The sequence below is a fragment of the Streptomyces mayonensis genome (assembly GCF_018982965.1).
GTDB lineage: Bacteria > Actinomycetota > Actinomycetes > Streptomycetales > Streptomycetaceae > Streptomyces > Streptomyces mayonensis.
In genome coordinates this window covers 116,458-133,533 of record NZ_JACBYP010000002.1, presented here as the reverse complement: position 1 = coordinate 133,533, position 17,076 = coordinate 116,458, and the positions used below count along the sequence as shown (strand labels likewise).

At 70.5% G+C, this 17,076-nt stretch carries 10 protein-coding genes; 1 reads left to right on the top strand and 9 read right to left on the bottom strand.

What is annotated here, in order from left to right; all coding sequences use genetic code 11:
* Window positions 1-129 precede the first annotated feature (129 nt).
* Window positions 130-2,004, top strand: a complete 1,875-nt coding sequence (locus HZS56_RS01325; RefSeq protein ID WP_216718780.1) for an ABC transporter ATP-binding protein — start codon at window positions 130-132, stop codon at window positions 2,002-2,004.
* A 97-nt stretch (window positions 2,005-2,101) separates the two neighbouring features.
* Here the strand turns inward: HZS56_RS01325 and HZS56_RS01320 are convergent, their stop codons facing one another.
* The 9 genes from HZS56_RS01320 to HZS56_RS01280 form a co-directional block, all read right to left on the bottom strand.
* Window positions 2,102-3,865, bottom strand: coding sequence for an ATP-binding SpoIIE family protein phosphatase (locus HZS56_RS01320; protein ID WP_216718754.1), 1,764 nt, complete (start codon window positions 3,863-3,865; stop codon window positions 2,102-2,104).
* Between the two features lie 112 nt (window positions 3,866-3,977).
* Window positions 3,978-5,582, bottom strand: a complete 1,605-nt coding sequence (locus tag HZS56_RS01315; RefSeq protein WP_216718753.1) for a glycoside hydrolase family 13 protein — start codon at window positions 5,580-5,582, stop codon at window positions 3,978-3,980.
* A 131-nt stretch (window positions 5,583-5,713) separates the two neighbouring features.
* Window positions 5,714-6,589: a carbohydrate ABC transporter permease gene (locus HZS56_RS01310; RefSeq protein WP_216718752.1), complete on the bottom strand. Its 876-nt coding sequence runs from the start codon at window positions 6,587-6,589 to the stop codon at window positions 5,714-5,716.
* Window positions 6,590-6,607: 18 nt separating this feature from the next.
* The gene (locus tag HZS56_RS01305) at window positions 6,608-7,567 is read right to left on the bottom strand and encodes a carbohydrate ABC transporter permease (protein WP_216718751.1); all 960 of its coding nucleotides are present in this window, start codon (window positions 7,565-7,567) and stop codon (window positions 6,608-6,610) included.
* 67 nt (window positions 7,568-7,634) lie between these two features.
* A complete protein-coding gene (locus tag HZS56_RS01300) occupies window positions 7,635-9,050 on the bottom strand; it encodes an extracellular solute-binding protein (RefSeq protein ID WP_216718750.1) in 1,416 nt (471 codons plus the stop codon).
* A gap of 151 nt (window positions 9,051-9,201) precedes the next feature.
* The gene (locus HZS56_RS01295; RefSeq protein WP_216718749.1) at window positions 9,202-10,215 is read right to left on the bottom strand and encodes a LacI family DNA-binding transcriptional regulator; all 1,014 of its coding nucleotides are present in this window, start codon (window positions 10,213-10,215) and stop codon (window positions 9,202-9,204) included.
* An 81-nt stretch (window positions 10,216-10,296) separates the two neighbouring features.
* Window positions 10,297-14,586 carry a discoidin domain-containing protein gene (locus tag HZS56_RS01290; protein WP_216718748.1) on the bottom strand — a complete coding sequence of 1,430 codons (4,290 nt, stop codon included), beginning with the start codon at window positions 14,584-14,586 and terminating at the stop codon, window positions 10,297-10,299.
* Between the two features lie 267 nt (window positions 14,587-14,853).
* Window positions 14,854-15,864: a LacI family DNA-binding transcriptional regulator gene (locus HZS56_RS01285; RefSeq protein WP_216718747.1), complete on the bottom strand. Its 1,011-nt coding sequence runs from the start codon at window positions 15,862-15,864 to the stop codon at window positions 14,854-14,856.
* A gap of 117 nt (window positions 15,865-15,981) precedes the next feature.
* Complete coding sequence (locus tag HZS56_RS01280) at window positions 15,982-17,010, bottom strand: endonuclease/exonuclease/phosphatase family protein (RefSeq protein ID WP_216718746.1); 1,029 nt, start codon at window positions 17,008-17,010, stop codon at window positions 15,982-15,984.
* Window positions 17,011-17,076 lie beyond the last annotated feature (66 nt).

Genomic DNA, 17,076 nt, shown 5'->3' with positions numbered 1-17,076 from the left:
CACACCACAAGAGATTCCCCGAGCCGCGCCAACTACGGATGGCCGACGCGCGGACTCGGTCTTACGGGCCGCCGGCCACGCCGCCTTGACCTCAAGATTGCTTGAGGTTCTAGCGTTCCCCGCATGAGCATGGAGACCACAGCCTGGACCCAGCTGCGCGACGTCATGTACGCCGAGCAGGAACGCCGTCCCCTCACCCGCGCGACGCTGCGCCGCATCGGCGCGTTCGCCCGCCCCCACCGCCCCCGCATCGTGCGCTTCGTGCTGCTCGGGGTGGTGACCGCACTGCTCGCCGTCGCCACCCCCGTCCTGGCCGGACGCGTCGTGGACGCGATCGTGTCTGGCGACGACGAGGGCACCGTCGTACGCCTCGCCCTGCTCATCGCGCTCATCGCCGTCGCGGAGGCGGTGCTCGGCATCCTGTCCCGCAGGCTCTCCGCGACGCTCGGGGAGGGACTCATCCTGGACCTGCGGACCGCCGTCTTCGATCATGTGCAGCGCATGCCGGTCGCGTTCTTCACACGTACTCGTACGGGCGCGCTGGTCTCCCGTCTCAACAACGACGTCATCGGCGCCCAGCGCGCCTTCAGCAACACCCTGTCCGGCGTGGTCAGCAACCTGGTGACGCTGGTGCTCACGCTCGCCGTCATGCTCACCCTCAGCTGGCAGATCACCCTGCTCTCCCTGGCGCTGCTGCCGGTGTTCGTGTTCCCGGCCCGGCGCATGGGCCGCCGGATGGCCGGCATGCAGCGCGAGGCCGCCGCCCTCAACGCCGCCATGGGCACCCGTATGACCGAGCGCTTCTCCGCGCCCGGCGCCACGCTGATCAAGCTGTTCGGCCGCCCGGAGGACGAGTCGGCGGAGTTCGCCGACCGAGCCCGCCGCGTCGCCGGCATCGGCGTACGCACCGCCACCGCGCAGGCGGCCTTCATCACCGCGCTCACCCTGGTCTCCGCCCTGGCCCTGGCCCTCGTCTACGGCCTCGGCGGCTTCCTCGCCCTGCGCGGAAGCCTGGACGCGGGCGCCGTCGTGGCCCTGGCCATGCTGCTGACCCGCATGTACGCCCCGCTGACCGCGCTCGCCGGGGCCCGCGTCGAGGTCATGAGCGCCCTGGTCAGCTTCGAGCGGGTCTTCGAGGTCCTCGACCTGCGCCCGCTCGTCGCAGAGAGGCCCGACGCCCGCACCGTCCCCGACGGCCCGGTCTCCGTCGAGTTCGACGACGTCCGCTTCGGCTACCCGTCCGCCGACAAGGTCTCCCTGGCCTCCCTCGAAGAGGTCGCCACCCTCGACACACGCGGCGGCGAAGAGGTCCTGCACGGTCTCTCCTTCCGCGCCGAACCCGGCCAGACCGTCGCGCTCGTCGGCTCCTCCGGCGCCGGCAAGTCCACCGTCGCCGCCCTGCTGCCGCGCCTGTACGACACCGACGGCGGCACCGTGCGCGTCGGCGGCGTCGACGTCCGCGACCTCAGCGCCCGCTCGCTGCGCGACACCGTCGGCATGGTCACCCAGGACGGCCACCTCTTCCACGACACCGTCCGGGCCAACCTGCTCCTCGCCCGCCCCGACGCCGCCGAGGACGAGCTCTGGGCCGCGCTGGACCGCGCCCGCCTCGCGGACCTCGTACGGTCCCTGCCCGACGGCCTGGACACCGTGGTCGGCGAGCGCGGCTACCGGCTCTCCGGCGGGGAGCGCCAGCGGATGACCATCGCCCGGCTGCTCCTGGCCCGCCAGCGCGTCGTCATCCTCGACGAGGCCACCGCCCACCTCGACAACACCTCCGAGGCAGCCGTCCAGGAGGCGCTCACCGAGGCCCTGGAGGGCAGGACGGCCCTGGTGATCGCCCACCGGCTCTCCACGGTCCGCGCCGCCGACCAGATCCTGGTGGTCGAGGCCGGGCGCATCGTGGAACGGGGCACGCACGACGAACTCGTGGCCGCCGACGGCCGCTACGCCCAGCTCCACCGCACCCGCTTCGAACGCCCGGCGATGGACAAGGCCGCGTAGGGCGACGGACCCGCCCGCGCAGGCCGCAGGACGAGGCCGCGCAGGACGGCGGACAGGGCCGCGCAGAGGGTGCCGCGACCCCGCCGCCCGGGGCCTCCTACCGGCGCGGCAGGTCCTGTTCCGCCCAGACGACCTTGCCGGCTGGGGTGCGGCACGAACCCCAGCCCCGGCACATCATGTTGATCAGCTGGAGGCCGCGTCCGCTCTCGTCGCTCACATCGGCGTGCTGGATCTGCGGCAGGTCGGGACCGGAGTCCGAGACCTCCACCGAGAGCCGCTCGTGCCGCAGCAGCCGAAGCTCCCCGGGGGCGCCCCCGTACCGCAGGGCGTTGCCGACCAGCTCGCTGACCACCAGCTCGGTCGTGTCGACCAGCTCCTCCAGCCCCCACCGCGGCAGCTGCTCGCGCACCGCGGCGCGGGCCTGCCCGGCGGCCGTGCCGTCCGGCGGCAGCCTCTGCACCCGGACGTCGCAGTCCGGGCCGAGCGGCCGGGCGTACGCCATCAGCACGATCGCGTCGTCGGACCGGTCGCCGTCGACCCGCTCGACGACCGCCCGGCAGCCCGCGTCACCGTCGGGCACGCCGCCGCCCACCGCGTCGCGCAGCCGCTCCAGCCGCTCGTCCAGGTCGGCGGTGCGGGACCTGACCAGCCCGTCCGTGAACAGCGTCAGCCGGCTCCGCACGGGCACGGACCACTCCACCGGGTCGTACGGGATGACCCCGGCACCCAGCGGCGCCCCGGTGGGCACATCGAGGAACGAGGCGCCGCCCTCGGGGCCGGTCAGCAGCGGCGGCGGATGGCCGGCACTGGCGATGCGGAACGTGCCGCCGTACGGGTCGTGGACCGCGCACAGACAGGTGGCGAACTGGTCCTCCTCCAGGTCGCGGGCGGCCAGGTCCAGCCGCGCCAGCAGCCGCTCGGGAGCGATGTCGAGCGCCATCAGGGTGCGGGCCACCGTGCGCAGCCGGCCCATGGTCGCGGCCGCGGCCAGACCGCGCCCCATCACGTCGCCCACCATCAGCGCGGTACGGCCGCCGGGCAGTGCCACCACGTCGAACCAGTCGCCGCCCACGGCGGCCGGATCGGGCGCCGGGGCGTAGCACGAGGCCACGTCCAGGCCGGGAGTGCCGGGGCTCGACCGGGGGAGCAGGGCCCGCTGGAGCGTGACGACGTGCTCGCGCTCGCGCCCGTACAGACGGGCGTTGTCGATGTGGACGGCCGCCCTGGAGGCCAGTTCCATGACCAGGGAGACGTCGGCCCCGGTGAAGGGGGTGCGCGTGCCGGCCCGGACGAAGTCGGCCAGGCCCAGCAGCACCCCGCGGGCGATCAACGGCACCGCCAGGTACGAGTGCACGCCCGCGACGCGCATGCGCTCCGCCCCCTCGGCCGTGGGTGCGACGGCGGCGAAGTCGGAGGGCTCCATCCGGGCGACCAGCACCGGTTTCCGCGTGGTCAGACATGTGCGCACCAGCCGGTCCGGCGTGTACACGGACAGGTCACCGACCGGGTCGGGCAGCAGGTCGAGCCCCGGAACCTCGGAGACCGCCATGGCCCTGAGCTCCGGGGCACCCGAGTCCGGCTCCGGACCGTCCCCGTCCTGGAAGCGGACCACCGACTCCAGCAGGTCCACCGCACAGCCGTCGGCCAGTTCCGGCACCGTGAAGCCGGCCAACTCCTCGGCCGTGCGCCTCAGGTCCAGGGTCGTCCCGATGCGCATCCCGGCCTCGTTCAGCCACGCGAGCCGCCGCCGGGCGCGGACCGCCTCGGTGACCGGCCGCAGGGCCGACTTCAGCGCCCGGCGGCGGTTGCCGAGCACACCGGGAGAACGGTCGGCCCCGCGCAGCCACGGTCGTTCCCGCACGCGTCGCCTCCTCCCACGGCCTCTGTCCGATTCTGCCCCTTCCCACGGAGACCGGCGACGGCGCACCCGCGACCGGCGGGCCCGCCGGAACGGGGGCCCGCCGGGGGCGGCCTCAGACGCGCAGCCACACCGCCGTGTCCTGCGGCAGCCGGCCGTCCCCGTCCAGGGGGCCGCCGGCCAGCAGCAGGGTGCTGTGCGCGGGCAGCTCCACCGGTTCCGGGGACAGGTTGACCACGCACGTCACGCCGGCCTCCCGGCGGAACGCCAGGACGCCGTCCGGCGCGGGCAGCCACGTCAGCGGCCCGTCGCCGAAACCGTCCGTGCCGCGGCGCAGCCGCAGCGCCTCCCGGTAGAGCGAGAGCATCGACGCCGGATCCGCGCCCTGGCGGTCCGCCGCGTACGCCGCCCAGCCCTCGGGCTGCGGCAGCCACGGCTCCGTCTCCGAGCCGAAACCGCAGTACGGCGCGTCCGCCACCCAGGGCAGCGGCACCCGGCAGCCGTCCCGGCCCGGATCGACGCCGCCGGAGCGGAAGTGCATCGGGTCCTGGATCCGCTCGCGCGGCACGTCGGCCTCGGGCAGGCCGAGTTCCTCCCCCTGGTACAGGTAGACCGACCCCGGCAGGGCCAGGGTCAGCAGCGCGGCGGCCCGCGCGCGGCGGGTGCCCAGGGCCAGGTCCGTCGGGGTGCCGAAGGTCTTCTTCGCGAAGTCGAAACCGGTGTCCTCGCGGCCGTACCGGGTCACGGTGCGGGTCACGTCGTGGTTGCAGAGCACCCACGTGGCCGGGGCGCCCACCGGCGCGTGCTCCGCCAGGGTGTCGTCGATGGTGCGGCGCAGCCGCCCGGCCTCCCACGGGCAGGACAGAAGGTTGAAGTTGAACGCGGTGTGCAGTTCGTCGGGCCGCAGGTAGCGGGCGAAGCGCTCGGCGTCCGGCAGCCACACCTCGCCCACGAAGACACCCCCGTACGCGTCGGCGACGGCGCGCCAGGAGCGGTAGATGTCGTGCAGCTCGTCCTGGTCGATGTACGGGTGGGGGTCGACGCCCTCCTCGAAGTCCGCGAGCGCCGGGTCCTTCGCGAGGAGCGCCGCGGAGTCGATGCGCACCCCCGCCACCCCGCGCTCGAACCAGAACCGCAGCACGTCCTCGTGCTCCCGGCGCACCTCGGGGTGGGCCCAGTTGAGGTCGGGCTGCTCCGGCGTGAACAGGTGCAGGTACCACTCGCCGTCCGGGACCCTGGTCCAGGTGCGGCCGGAGAACTGGGACGGCCAGTTGTTGGGCGGCAGTTCCCCGTGCTCGCCGCGGCCGGGACGGAAGTGGAAGCGCTCCCGCTCCGCGCTGCCCGGACCGGCCGCCAGCGCCGCCCGGAACCAGGCGTGCTGGTCGGAGACGTGGTTGGGGACGATGTCGACGATGGTGCGGATGCCCAGCTCCCGGGCCTCCGCGATCAGCTTCTCGGCCTCGCCCAGGGTGCCGAAGGCCGGGTCGACGGTGCGGTAGTCGGCGACGTCGTAGCCGCCGTCGACGAGCGGGGAGACGTACCAGGGGGTGAACCAGACGGCGTCGACGCCGAGTTCGGCGAGGTAGGGCAGACTCGCCCGGACCCCCGCGAGGTCACCGGTGCCGTCGCCGTTCCCGTCGGCGAAACTGCGGGGATACACCTGGTAGATGACGGCGTCGCGCCACCAGTCGTCGGTGCAGTGCGGGGTGGGGGCTGCCACGTGAGGGTCCTTTCGGGCAGAGTGGCCAGAGTGGATCTTCGCCGCCGGCCCGGACGGAGCGGGGCGTCGGACGGGCCGGCGGCGAAGGCTGACGGGGACTGGTCCGGAGGGGGAGGGGCGGACGGTGCGCCTCAGCCCTTGAGTCCTCCGGCGGTGAGTCCGCTCATGATGTTGCGCTGGAAGACCAGGAAGATGATCAGCGTCGGCAGCGAGGCCATGGTGAGCGCGGCGATCAGCACGTTCATCGGCACCCCGTTGGACAGGGAGTAGATCCCGACGTTCAGGGTCTGCCTGGCCGGGTCGGGCAGGGTCAGCATGGGCCAGAGGAAGTCCTTCCAGACACCCACGATCGCGAAGATGGACACCACGCCGAGGATCGGCCGCGAGATCGGCAGCACGACCGACCAGAGGGTGCGCATCGGTGAGGCGCCGTCCATCGAGGCGGCGTCGAGCAGTTCCCGCGGGATCGAGTCGAAGAACCGCTTCAGCAGGAAGATGTTGAAGGCGTTGGTCACCGAGGGCAGCCAGATCGCCCACGGCGTGTTCAGCAGGTTCCGTTCGAAGACCGGCACGTCGAGGACCGTCAGGTACTGCGGCACGACCAGCACGGTCGCCGGGATCATCAGCGTCGCCAGCATCAGACCGAGGACGGCCTTGCCGAGGACCGGCCGGAGCTTGGACAGCGAGTACGCCGCCGCGACGTCGAACACCAGCTGGAAGGCGAGTGCGCCGAACGCGTAGAACAGCGTGTTCGCCAGCAGTCCGGCCAGGTCCATGACGTTCCAGGCGTCGGAGTAGTTCTCCGGCCGGAAGGACTCGGGGACCAGCGCCGGCGGGGTCTGCACGACCTCCTGGGTGTCCTTGAAGCCGCTGGAGACCATCCAGTACATCGGCCCGAGGAACACCACGGTGAACAGCGCGACGACGAGGCCGAACACCACCCAGTACAGCAGTCTGCCGCGAGGACGGGCCAGTTGAGCCGGTGAGATCAGTGTGCGTGTGGACATCGGTCGATTCCCCCGGCTCTACTCGTCCCCGGTGCGGCTGAGCTTCACGTACGCCGCCGAGAACCCGGCGAGGAGTACGAGGAGCAGCAGGCCGAGGGCCGCCGCGGCACCGTAGTCGTTGAAGTTGAAGGCGTACTGGTAGATCAGGTACACCACCGTGGTGGTCGAGCCCTCGGGGCCGGCACCGCCGGTGAGCAGGAAGGGCTCCACGAAGACCTGCATCGTGGAGATGATCTGCATCAGCAGCATCAGGGACAGGACGAGCCGCGTCTGCGGGATCGTCACGTGCCAGATCTTGCGCAGCAGCCCTGCCCCGTCCAGCTCCGCCGCCTCGTACAGCTCACCGGGGATGCCCTGGAGCGCGGCCAGGTAGATGAGCGCGGCGCCTCCCATGTTCATCCACGTCGAGGCGATGACCACGGAGAGCAGGGAGAGGTCCGGATCCTGCAGCCACTGCTGCTCGGGCAGTCCGAAGAACCCGAAGACCTCGTTGAGCATGCCGTAACCGGGGTCGTACAGGTACTTGAAGAGCAGTACGGAGGCAACCGGCGGCAGCATCACCGGCAGGTAGACCAGCAGGCGCAGGTAGCCCTTGCCGTGCCGCAGTTCGTTGATGACGATCGCGACGACGAAGGGCACGGCGAAGCCGAGGACCAGGGCCAGCACGGTGTACAGCAGGGTGTTGCGCCAGGCCTGCCAGAAGGCCGGGTCGTTGAAGACCGTGGACAGGTTGTCCATGCCGACCCAGGAGACCTCGCCCTGGTCCGTCTTCTGGAAGGCGAGGAAGAACTCCCGGACCATCGGGTACCAGGAGAAGAACGCGAAGCAGAGGACCGCTCCGATCAGGAATCCGTGCGCGGTGAGGTTGCGCCTCAGACTCCTGCCGAACGAACCGCCGCGCCGGGGCGGGCCGTCGGCCGGCGGCTGAGGGGGGCGGGGTCTCGCCGTCTTGCTCGGGGTCAGGCTGGGGGCCGACATCGTCGCTCCTCGGGGCTGCTCTCATGGGCCCCGGGGGGCGGTGCGGCCCGCCCCCCGAGGGAGCCGGTCACTGCGTGGCCAGAACCTGGTTCACCTGCTGCTCCGCGGTGGACAGCAGCTTGTCGACGTCGGCGTCCTCGTTGGTGAGGAGACCGGACATCACGTTGTCCAGGACCTTGTAGACCTCCTGGGCCTTCGGCGGTTCGGCCATGGCCGGGACCGGGTTGTCCATGAACGCCTTGAAGTTCTCGACCGGCATGGTGGCGTGTTCGAGCCGGGCCGCGTCGTCCTTCTTCTTCGACTCGTTCAGCCAGAAGTTGGGCTGCGGCAGACCCACCGGCAGCTTGTCGGTCTGCTTGCGGGCCCAGTCGAACTGCCCCTTGCCGACGCTGAGGTTCTCGAAGTTCAGCCAGGCGACGGCCGCCTTGATCTTGTCGGCGGAGATGCCCTTCTTGATCATGTAGCTGTTGCCGCCGGCGAGGGTGTTCTTCTCGCCCGGGATCGGGCCCATGCCGAAGTTCTCGTAGTCGGCGCCCAGTTGCTGGACCATGTACGTGATGTCGTCCGGCGCGGCCAGGAACATGCCGAGCTTGTCCGTGGCGATCTGCTTCTGGAGGTCGCCCCACTTGAGCAGCTGGGTCTTGCCCATGCTGCCGTCCTCCCAGCGCATGGCGTGCAGGTTCTCGGCGACCGCCTTGCCGGTCCCGTCGTTGAACGTCGCCTTCTTGCCGCTCTCGTCGACCACCCCGGCGCCGCGGCTGTACATCTGGGCAGTGAAGTGCCAGCCGCCGGTGTTGCCCGCGCTGTACTCGCCGAAACCGGCGATGCCGTCGCCCAGATCGGCGATCTTCCTGGCGGCGGTGCGGACCTCGTCCCAGGTGCGCGGCGGGGCGTCCGGGTCGAGACCGGCCTGCTCGAAGAGCTTGCGGTTGATCAGCAGGCCCATCGTGTAGTTGCTGGTGGGCAGGCCGTAGAGCTTGTTCTCGTGCTTGAGCTGGCCGAGGACGTCGGGGTCGATGTCCTTCAGCAGCGGAACGGTCTTGTCGTTGACGTACGCGGTGATGTCCTCGGCGCCGTCGTTGTCCAGCACCTGCGGCAGGTCGGTGAAGTACGTGTAGAAGACGTCGGGCTGCGACTTGGCCTTGAGCATCGCGGTGAAGCGCGGCGGCTCCAGACACTGGCCCGGAGTGGAGCGGCCCTCGACGGTGACGTTGGGGTAGATCTCGTTGAACGCCTTGACGTCCTCCTTCCACTCCTTCAACTCGGCCGCCTTCGCCGTCGGCGGCATGCAGTCGATGGTGATCGTCACCTTGGTCTTCGGGTCCAGGGGTGCAGCCGGGTCGGAGGATCCGCTGCCGCCTTCGGAACCGCCGCCGTCGTCGCTGCTGCTCGTGCCGCAGGCGGCCAGAGCGGTCAGAGTGAGAGCGGAGACGAGCGTGATGGCGCCGGCACGGCGAGTACGGCGGAACCGAGCACTTCTCATGGGTGGTCCCCTTCGGGCATGAACGTGGAAGGCGCCCCACCGCCGATGCGTTGTGGGGCGCCGCTCACTCAACCACCGTGAACAAGTGAACGCAATATCTCGCGCTGATTTCGTAATTGCTCGACAGGTCCTTGAAGATGTTGAGATGCCGCTACCCGCCGGAAGCCTGTGCGGTGGAGCCGCGGACGACGAGTTCGGGTTCGAAGAGCAGCTCCCTGTGGGGGACTTCGGTGCCTTGGATTTGTGCGCAGAGGAGGTCGACGGCTGCGCGTCCCATGGCTTCGATGGGTTGGCGGACGGTGGTGAGGGGTGGTTCGGTGCAGGTCATGAAGGCGGAGTCGTCGTAGCCGACGACGGAGACGTCGTGGGGTACGTGGAGTGCGCGTCGGCGGGCTGCGCGGACGGCGCCGAGGGCGAGGGGGTCGCTGGCGCAGATGATGCCGGTGATGCCGCGGTCGAGGAGGCGGGTGGCGGCTGCCTGGCCGCCTTCGAGGGAGAACATGGCGCGTTCCACGTGGGCGTCGGGCAGTACGGCGTCCATGGCCTCGGCCGCTTGCCGGGCGGCGGCCAGTTTCCTGCGGGAGGGGATGTGGTCGGAGGGGCCGAGCACCAGCCCGATGCGCTCGTGCCCCAGCGACGCCAGGTGCCGCCAGGACTGGCCCACGGCCACGGCGTCGTCGCAGGCGATGCACGGGAAGCCCAGATCCGGGATGGAGGCGTTGACGAGCACGACGGGGATGTTGCGTTCGGCGAGGAGGCGGTAGTGGTCGTGCGGCGCGTCGGCCTGCGCGAAGAGCCCGCCGCCGGCGAAGACGACGCCGGAGACCTGCTGCTGGAGGAGGAGTTCGACGTAGTCGGCCTCGGAGACGCCGCCCTTGGTCTGGGTGCACAGCACCGGGGTCAGCCCCTGCTGGGCCAGCGCACCCCCGATGACCTCCGCGAAGGCCGGGAAGATCGGGTTCTGCAGCTCCGGCAGCACGAGCCCCACGAGCCGTGCGCGCTCGCCCCGCAGCTGGGTGGGCCGCTCGTAGCCCAGGACGTCCAACGCGCTCAGCACGGACTGCCGGGTCGCCTCCGAAACTCCCGGCTTGCCGTTGAGCACCCGGCTGACCGTGGCCTCGCTGACCCCAACCTTTTTCGCCACCTGAGCAAGTCGTCGTGTCACGAACGCAAGACTAGCGCAAGCCTCGCAAGAGACTTGCGCCAGTCCGTGATCAGACCGACAGAAAACCTGTCGGCCCCGCGCCTAGGGGTTGCGAACGATCTTGAAGGTGGACGTGGTGTTCCTGACGTCCACGGCGTTGTCCTCCAGCCTCAGCCCGTTGAAGGTGACCTCGCCCACCGCCGGGCCCTGTCCCGCCTCCGGCATCTCGTTGGCCCAGAGACCGAAACCGGACTTCGTGTCGAACTCGTCGCCGCTCTTGCGGGCGCCCGTCACGGACACGTCGGTGAAGACGGTGTCCTTGATGGGGTACTGCGGCTGCCCGCCCACGTAGTTCGTCTGGAACATGATGCCGCTGTAGGTCGGGTCGACGATGTCGACGTTGTTGACCCTGATGCCCTGGAACACCTTGGACGCCGAGAACACCCAGATGCCCGGGAAGGTCTGCCCGCCCCAGAAGTGCCCGCCGGCCCGCACGATCGAGATGTTCTCGAAGGTCGTCGGATCGGTGCCGAACCCGTTCATCGGATAGCCGAAGTCCAGCGAGCTGATCGTGATGCCCGAGTAGACCAGGGTGTCCGCGATGTGGATGTTGCGGAAGGTGTTGTTGTACCCGCCGTAGACCGCGAGACCCGCCGCACGCCAGGTCAGCGTCGTCGACAGGTTCTCGTACACGTTGTCCTTCATGTCCGCGCCCCCGGCGTCGATCGCCGAGAAGAGCGCGAAGCTGTCGTCCCCGGTCGCCCGGGCGTCGTTGTTGGAGACCAGGTTGTCGGTCGAGCCGTTGGTCATGTTGATGCCGTCGGCGAACATGTTGCGGATCCGGGAGTTCCTGATCGTGATCCGGTCGGTGTTCGCGCCCCAGTACAGGCACACCATGTGCTCGTTCCAGATGTTGTCGATCACGATGTCCGACACGTTGGAGAAGTCGAACACCTTGCCCGGCCCGTCGATGCGGGAGGTGTAGTTACCGAAGTAGGCGAAGTCCGAGAACGACGAGCCCTTGGCGCTCGCCTCGGCACGGAAGCCGACGTCGGTGTTGTCCTGCGTCGTGGGCGCGTGGAACTTCGTGAACCAGGGGCCAGCGCCGACCACCTTCACCGCCTTGCCGTACACCTGGAACTTGCTCGACGTCTGGTAGTCGCCCGCCGGCAGGTACACACCGACCAGCGTGCCGGAGGTGTCCATGCGCACCTTGTCGAGCGCGTTCTGCACGTCCTGGTGCGTGAACCCGTCCGGCACCGCGTACGCCGCCGGGTCGGGGTTGGGCACCTCGGCGACCTGCTCCAGGTTGACGAAGTCGATCGCGTAGTCGGTGCTGTTCGCGGCGTCCTTCTGCAGCCGGATTTTGCTGCCCGCCGGCACGGTCTCGTCCAGCATCAGATGCGCCTCGTCGTAGACGTGCCGGGGCGCGCCCGCGCTCGGTGCGTTGCCGGGGGATGCCTCGTTCCCGTACAGCCAGGCGTACTTGGAGGTGAGCGGGAGCGCCTTCCTCATGACGCCGTCGACATAGACGTTGAGCGTCGCGTCGATGCCGCCGCCGCCCGGTGCGTCCGGGATGGAGAAGCGGGTCACCAGGGTGTTGGTGTCGGCCCGGGTGGTGAACTCGACGTACTCGCCGGTCTCGTCCAGCTGGACCGCTCTGCGGCCGGAGGCCTCGCCCGCGAGGTCGCCGATGGTCCGGTTCGGCCCGACCACCTTCGCACCGCCGCCGACCGTGCCGTCCTCCGCCTCGTACATGTCGTACGGCATGTTGGCCCCGCGCCCGACGAACAGCGCCTGCGTGGAGGTGTTGTTCTCCCGCTTGACCGGCAGTTCGTTCGCGTCGTCGGCGACCGTGACCTTCAGGGTGTACGAGCCGTTGGCCGCCTTCCAGGTGCCCAGGTCCACCGCGGGGCTCGTCCTGCCGGCCGCGACGACACCGGAGTGTGCGCCGGTCAGCGTCTTGACGGTGTCGCCCTTCGAGTCCAGCACGGTGAGGGTCACTTCGTGACTGCCGCCCGCCGAGTCCTGGGTGCCCTGGTTCCTGAGCGCGACCTCGAAGGCGACGTCGTCCCCGGCGGACGGGCTCGACGGCGAGGTGGTGACGGTCGTGGCGACCAGGTCGGAACTCTGGACCGGCTTGACGACCAGGGGCTCCGGACGCGTGTAGGTGTTGTTGGTCTCGTTCTCCTCGATGATCTCGTTCGCCTCGTCGGCGACCGCGCTCAGCTCGTAGGACCCGGCGTCCCGCGCCCCGACGGAGGCGCTGACCGTGCTCTCGGCGCCCGCCTTCAGGGCGGGGACGTCGACGGTGGCGACCTCGGTGTCGCCCAGCCGGAGGGCGGCCTCGGCCGCCGGAGCGTCCGCGGCGCCGCTGTTGCGGACCGTGGCGGACACGGTGATCTCGTCGGACTCGACGGGCGAGGCGGGCGAGGTGCTCAGCCCGGTCACCTCAAGGTCGGGATTGGGCGCCGGAACGCCGACCACCTCGAACTCGGCGATCTGCCCGGCCGTGGCCCCGGTGTTGGAGCTGAGCTTCAGCTGGACGTCGGCGGCCCGGTCGCCGACCGGTATCGTCACGCTGTTGCCGCCGCTCGCCGGGTCGAAGACGTAGTCCTTCGCGGCGACCAGAGCGGTGAAGTCGTTCGCGTCCTGGCCGCGTCCGAGCACCTCGATGCGCTGGGTGCGCTTCGACCAGCCCCGGTCGGGGTTGAGTCTGAGCACGACCTCGCTGATGTCCGCGTCGGCGCCGAGCTTCAGGGTGAGCGTGTTCGGGTAACTGCCCGCCGCGCCCTCCCAGTAGGTCGAGGTGCTGTTGTCGTTGGCGTTCTCGGCGACGTAGGTGTGGATCACGGACGAGGCGGAGATCGGCTTGCCGACGGCCAGGTTCGAGCCCTCCTTGGTCCCGTTCCGGATCACGGAGTTGCTGTCGGCCGACTCGTTGCCCGCCGCGTCCTTGGCCCGCACGAAGTAGGTCACGTTGGCCGACGCCGGCTGGGTGTCGGTGTAGGTGGTGACGTCTCCGGCGACGCTCTTGCGGAGCTGGTTGTTGGCGTAGACGTCGTACCCGGTGACACCTTTGTCGTCGGTGGAGGTGTCCCAGGTCAGCTCGATCCGACCCGGTTCCGGTTCGGTGAGCGCCAGGTTCGCGGGCGCGGTGGGCGCCTGGGTGTCGCCGGTGTCGGCGCGGCGGGTGACCGAGTCGCTGTTGCCCGACTGGTTGCCGGCCGCGTCCTTGGCGCGCACGTAGTACGTGACCGTCGTACCGGCCGGCCTGGTGTCGGTGTACGCGGTGACGTCACCGGCGACGGAGGTCAGCAGGTCGCCGTTGGCGTAGATGTCGTACCCGGTGACGGCCGTGTCGTCCGAGGACTCGTTCCAGGTCAGCCTGATCTGGCCGGTGGCCGGCTCGGTGAACGCCAGGTTCGCGGGGGTGGTCGGGGCCTGTGTGTCGCCCGACTCCGGACCGTAGACCTCCAGCTCGGAGACCTGGGCCGCGGGCTGACCGGTGTTGGCGCTCACCAAGACCCGCACGTAGCGCGCGGTGGCCGCGTCGAAGGTGATCGCGGCCGACCGACCGCCCGCCGCGTCGAAGGTGTACGCCTTGGCAGCCGTCAGGTCGGTGAAGTCCGAGCCGTTCTCACTGGCCTGGATCTTCAGGGTCTGGCTGCGGGACGGCCAGCCGCCCGGCAGCCGCAGCACGACGCGGTCCACACGGCGGGACGAGCCGAGGTCGGCCTGGATCCACTGCGGCAGGGCGTTGTTGTCGCTCTCCCAGTAGGTGGCCCTGTTCCCGTCGTTGCCGTTGCCCGGGGTGTACGCCCCCGTGGAACTGCTCGCGGTCAGCCGGCGCCCCTCGGCGAGGTCGGTGGACGCCTCCCCGGCCGCGTGCACCTCCAGCTCGGAGAGCTGGGCCGCCTGCCAGCCGGTGTTGGCGGTGATGTTCACCCGCACGAACCGGGTCTGCGCGGCGGGGAAGGACACGGTGACCGTGTTGCCCGAACCCGGGTCGAAGGCGTAGGTGGCGGACGTCTTCAGCGTGCTGAAACTTCTGCCGTCGGCGCTGCCCTGGACGGCGAGCGTCTGGTCGCGGCTCTCCCAGCCGGCCGGCAGTCTCAGCACGACCTCGTCGATGCGCTCGGTGGCACCGAGGTCGGTCTGGACCCACTGGGGCAGGCTGCTGCCGGCGCTCTGCCAGTACGAACTCTGGTTGCCGTCGGTGATGTTGGCGGCGCCGTACCCACCGAGCGAGCTGCTCGCCGCCGTGGCGTCCCCCACGGCGATGTTGGGACCACCGGCTGCCGTGGCCGACAGCAGCGGTCCTCCCAGCGCCAGGAGACTGGTCGCGACCACCGTGCACAGGGCACGTGATCTCCGGTTCCGGTTTCTCATCTGTCCCCACATCAGGTAGACACTCAATGTTCTCTGACATTTACGTCGACGGCTCGCAGAGTTGCAGAGAAATGTAGAGTCGTCTACAGGATGGGCAACGCGAAGTCGCCGCACGGCAGGGCCGGATGCGGCTGGTAAAGCCCGGGCAGGCGCCGGTGCATGCCTCGGATCAGCCGCTTTCACGAGCTACGTCGAGTAGTCGCAAGCAGCTGTCATTTCCCGCAAGGAACTTGCGGTCACAAGACGGTGCTGAGAGGGCGAGGGCCCCTAGCCGCCGGAAGCCTGTGCGGTGGAGCCGCGGACGACGAGTTCGGGTTCGAAGAGCAGCTCTCCGTGGGGGACTTCGGTGCCTTGGATTTGTGCGCAGAGGAGGTCGACGGCTGCGCGTCCCATGGCTTCGATGGGTTGGCGGACGGTGGTGAGGGGTGGTTCGGTGCAGGTCATGAAGGCGGAGTCGTCGTAGCCGACGACGGAGACGTCGTGGGGTACGTGGAGGCCGCGGCGGCGGGCTGCGCGGACGGCGCCGAGGGCGAGGGGGTCGCTGGCGCAGATGATGCCGGTGACGCCGCGGTCGAGGAGGCGGGTGGTGGCTGCCTGGCCGCCTTCGAGGGAGAACATGGCGCGTTCCACGTGGGCGTCGGGCAGTACGGCGTTCATGGCCGCGGCCGTCTCGCGGGCGGCGGCCAGTTTCCTGCGGGACGGGATGTGGTCGGAGGGGCCGAGCACCAGCCCGATGCGCTCGTGTCCGAGGGAGACCAGGTGCCGCCAGGACTGCTCGACGGCCACGGCGTCGTCGCAGGCGATGCACGGGAAGTCCAGGTTCTCGATCGACGCGTTGATCAGAACCACGGGGATGTTGCGCTCGGCGAGCAGACGGTAGTGGTCGTGCGGCGCGTCGGCCTGCGCGAACAGCCCGCCCGCGAAGACGACGCCGGAGACCTGTTGCTGGAGGAGCAACTCGACGTAGTCGGCCTCGGAGACGCCGCCCTTGGTCTGCGTGCACAGCACCGGGGTCAGCCCCTGCTGGGCCAGCGCACCCCCGATGACCTCGGCGAACGCGGGGAAGATCGGGTTCTGCAACTCCGGCAGCACGAGCCCGACCAGCCGTGCGCGCTCGCCCCGCAGCTGAGTGGGCCGCTCGTAGCCCAGGACGTCCAGCGCGCTCAGCACGGACTGCCGGGTCGCCTCGGAAACCCCCGGCTTGCCGTTGAGCACCCGGCTGACCGTGGCCTCGCTGACCCCAACCTTCTTCGCCACCTGAGCAAGTCGTCGCGTCACACGCGAAAGGCTAACGCAAGCACCGCAAGCGGCTTGCTCGCCCGTCGCCGTTCGCGGCCTGCGTCCGCATGCTCCGGACACGGGCCGTTCGCCCCGTTCGGCACCGGGTGACGCGGGTCAGTCCCAGGTGATGCGGGCGGCGACCGGCAGGTGGTCGCTGCCGGTGGCGGACAGCGTCCGCACGCTCGCGACGGTCGCCCCGCGAGCCATCACCTGGTCGATCCGGGCCACCGGGAAGGAGGCGGGGAAGCTGAGGGCGACGCCCCGCTCCGCCACGTTCAGCCTGCTGGTCAGCGGGTCCAGCGCCCGGTCGTCGACCGTGCCGTTGAGGTCGCCGAGCAGGACCACCCGGGGCTGCTCCTCCGCCGCCAGGGCGTCGCCCAGCAGCCCCGCGCTCTCGTCCCGCCAGGACGCCGCCAGGCCGCTCGCCCGGACCCGGACGGACGGCAGGTGCGCGACGTGGACGGCGAGCTCGCCGCGCGGCGTGTGCGCCACGGCCCGCAGCCCGCGCTCCCACCCCTCTCCGATCCCCTGCGGCGCGATGTCCAGCGGGCCGGTTCCGCTGAGCGGATGCTTCGACCAGAGCCCCACCGTGCCCCGGACCGTTCGGTACGGGTAGTCCGGGGCGAGGGTTTCGGCGTAGACCTCCAGCGCCGGCGACACCAACTCCTCCAGCGCTATCAGGTCCGGCTCGGCGCGGACCAGGGCACGGGCCGTGCCCGCGGGGTCGGGGTTCTCGTCACTGACGTTGTGCTGCACCACGACCAGGTCGTCGGCGCCGGGGTCCGGCGCGGGCAGGAGGAGTCCGCCGAAGAGATACGTCCAGGCCGCCACCGGGAGGAGCAGGGCCACCAGCGCCAGGGGCGAGCGGCGCACCAGCGCCAGGACGAGCAGCACCACGACCGGCACGCCGAGCCACGGCAGGAACGACTCCAGCAGACTGCCCAGGCCGCCCGGGCGGTTGGGTACTGCCCTGTGGAACACCAGTAGTACGGCCGTGAGCACTGCGGCCACGGCCGACGCTCGTCCCCGCGTCCAGGCAGACAGGCCCGGCCCATCCGTGCGCCGAGTCCGTGCCGGACGTCCCACCCACCGTCGCGTCGCGTTCACTGCCGAAGCCGCACCACGGCCCGCCCATTCCACCATCGTTTCCCGTCCACTCGTCCTTGCCCATCAGGACGATCCACTTGGCTGATCGGGTTCCCCGGGCGA

Coding starts and splice junctions, on each gene's coding strand:
- HZS56_RS01325 (WP_216718780.1), top strand. CDS start 130: ATGGAGACCACAGCCTGGACCCAGCTGCGCGACGTCATGTACGCCGAG.
- HZS56_RS01310 (WP_216718752.1), bottom strand. CDS start 6,589: ATGTCCACACGCACACTGATCTCACCGGCTCAACTGGCCCGTCCTCGC.
- HZS56_RS01305 (WP_216718751.1), bottom strand. CDS start 7,567: ATGTCGGCCCCCAGCCTGACCCCGAGCAAGACGGCGAGACCCCGCCCC.
- HZS56_RS01300 (WP_216718750.1), bottom strand. CDS start 9,050: ATGAGAAGTGCTCGGTTCCGCCGTACTCGCCGTGCCGGCGCCATCACG.
- HZS56_RS01290 (WP_216718748.1), bottom strand. CDS start 14,586: ATGAGAAACCGGAACCGGAGATCACGTGCCCTGTGCACGGTGGTCGCG.
- HZS56_RS01280 (WP_216718746.1), bottom strand. CDS start 17,010: ATGGTGGAATGGGCGGGCCGTGGTGCGGCTTCGGCAGTGAACGCGACG.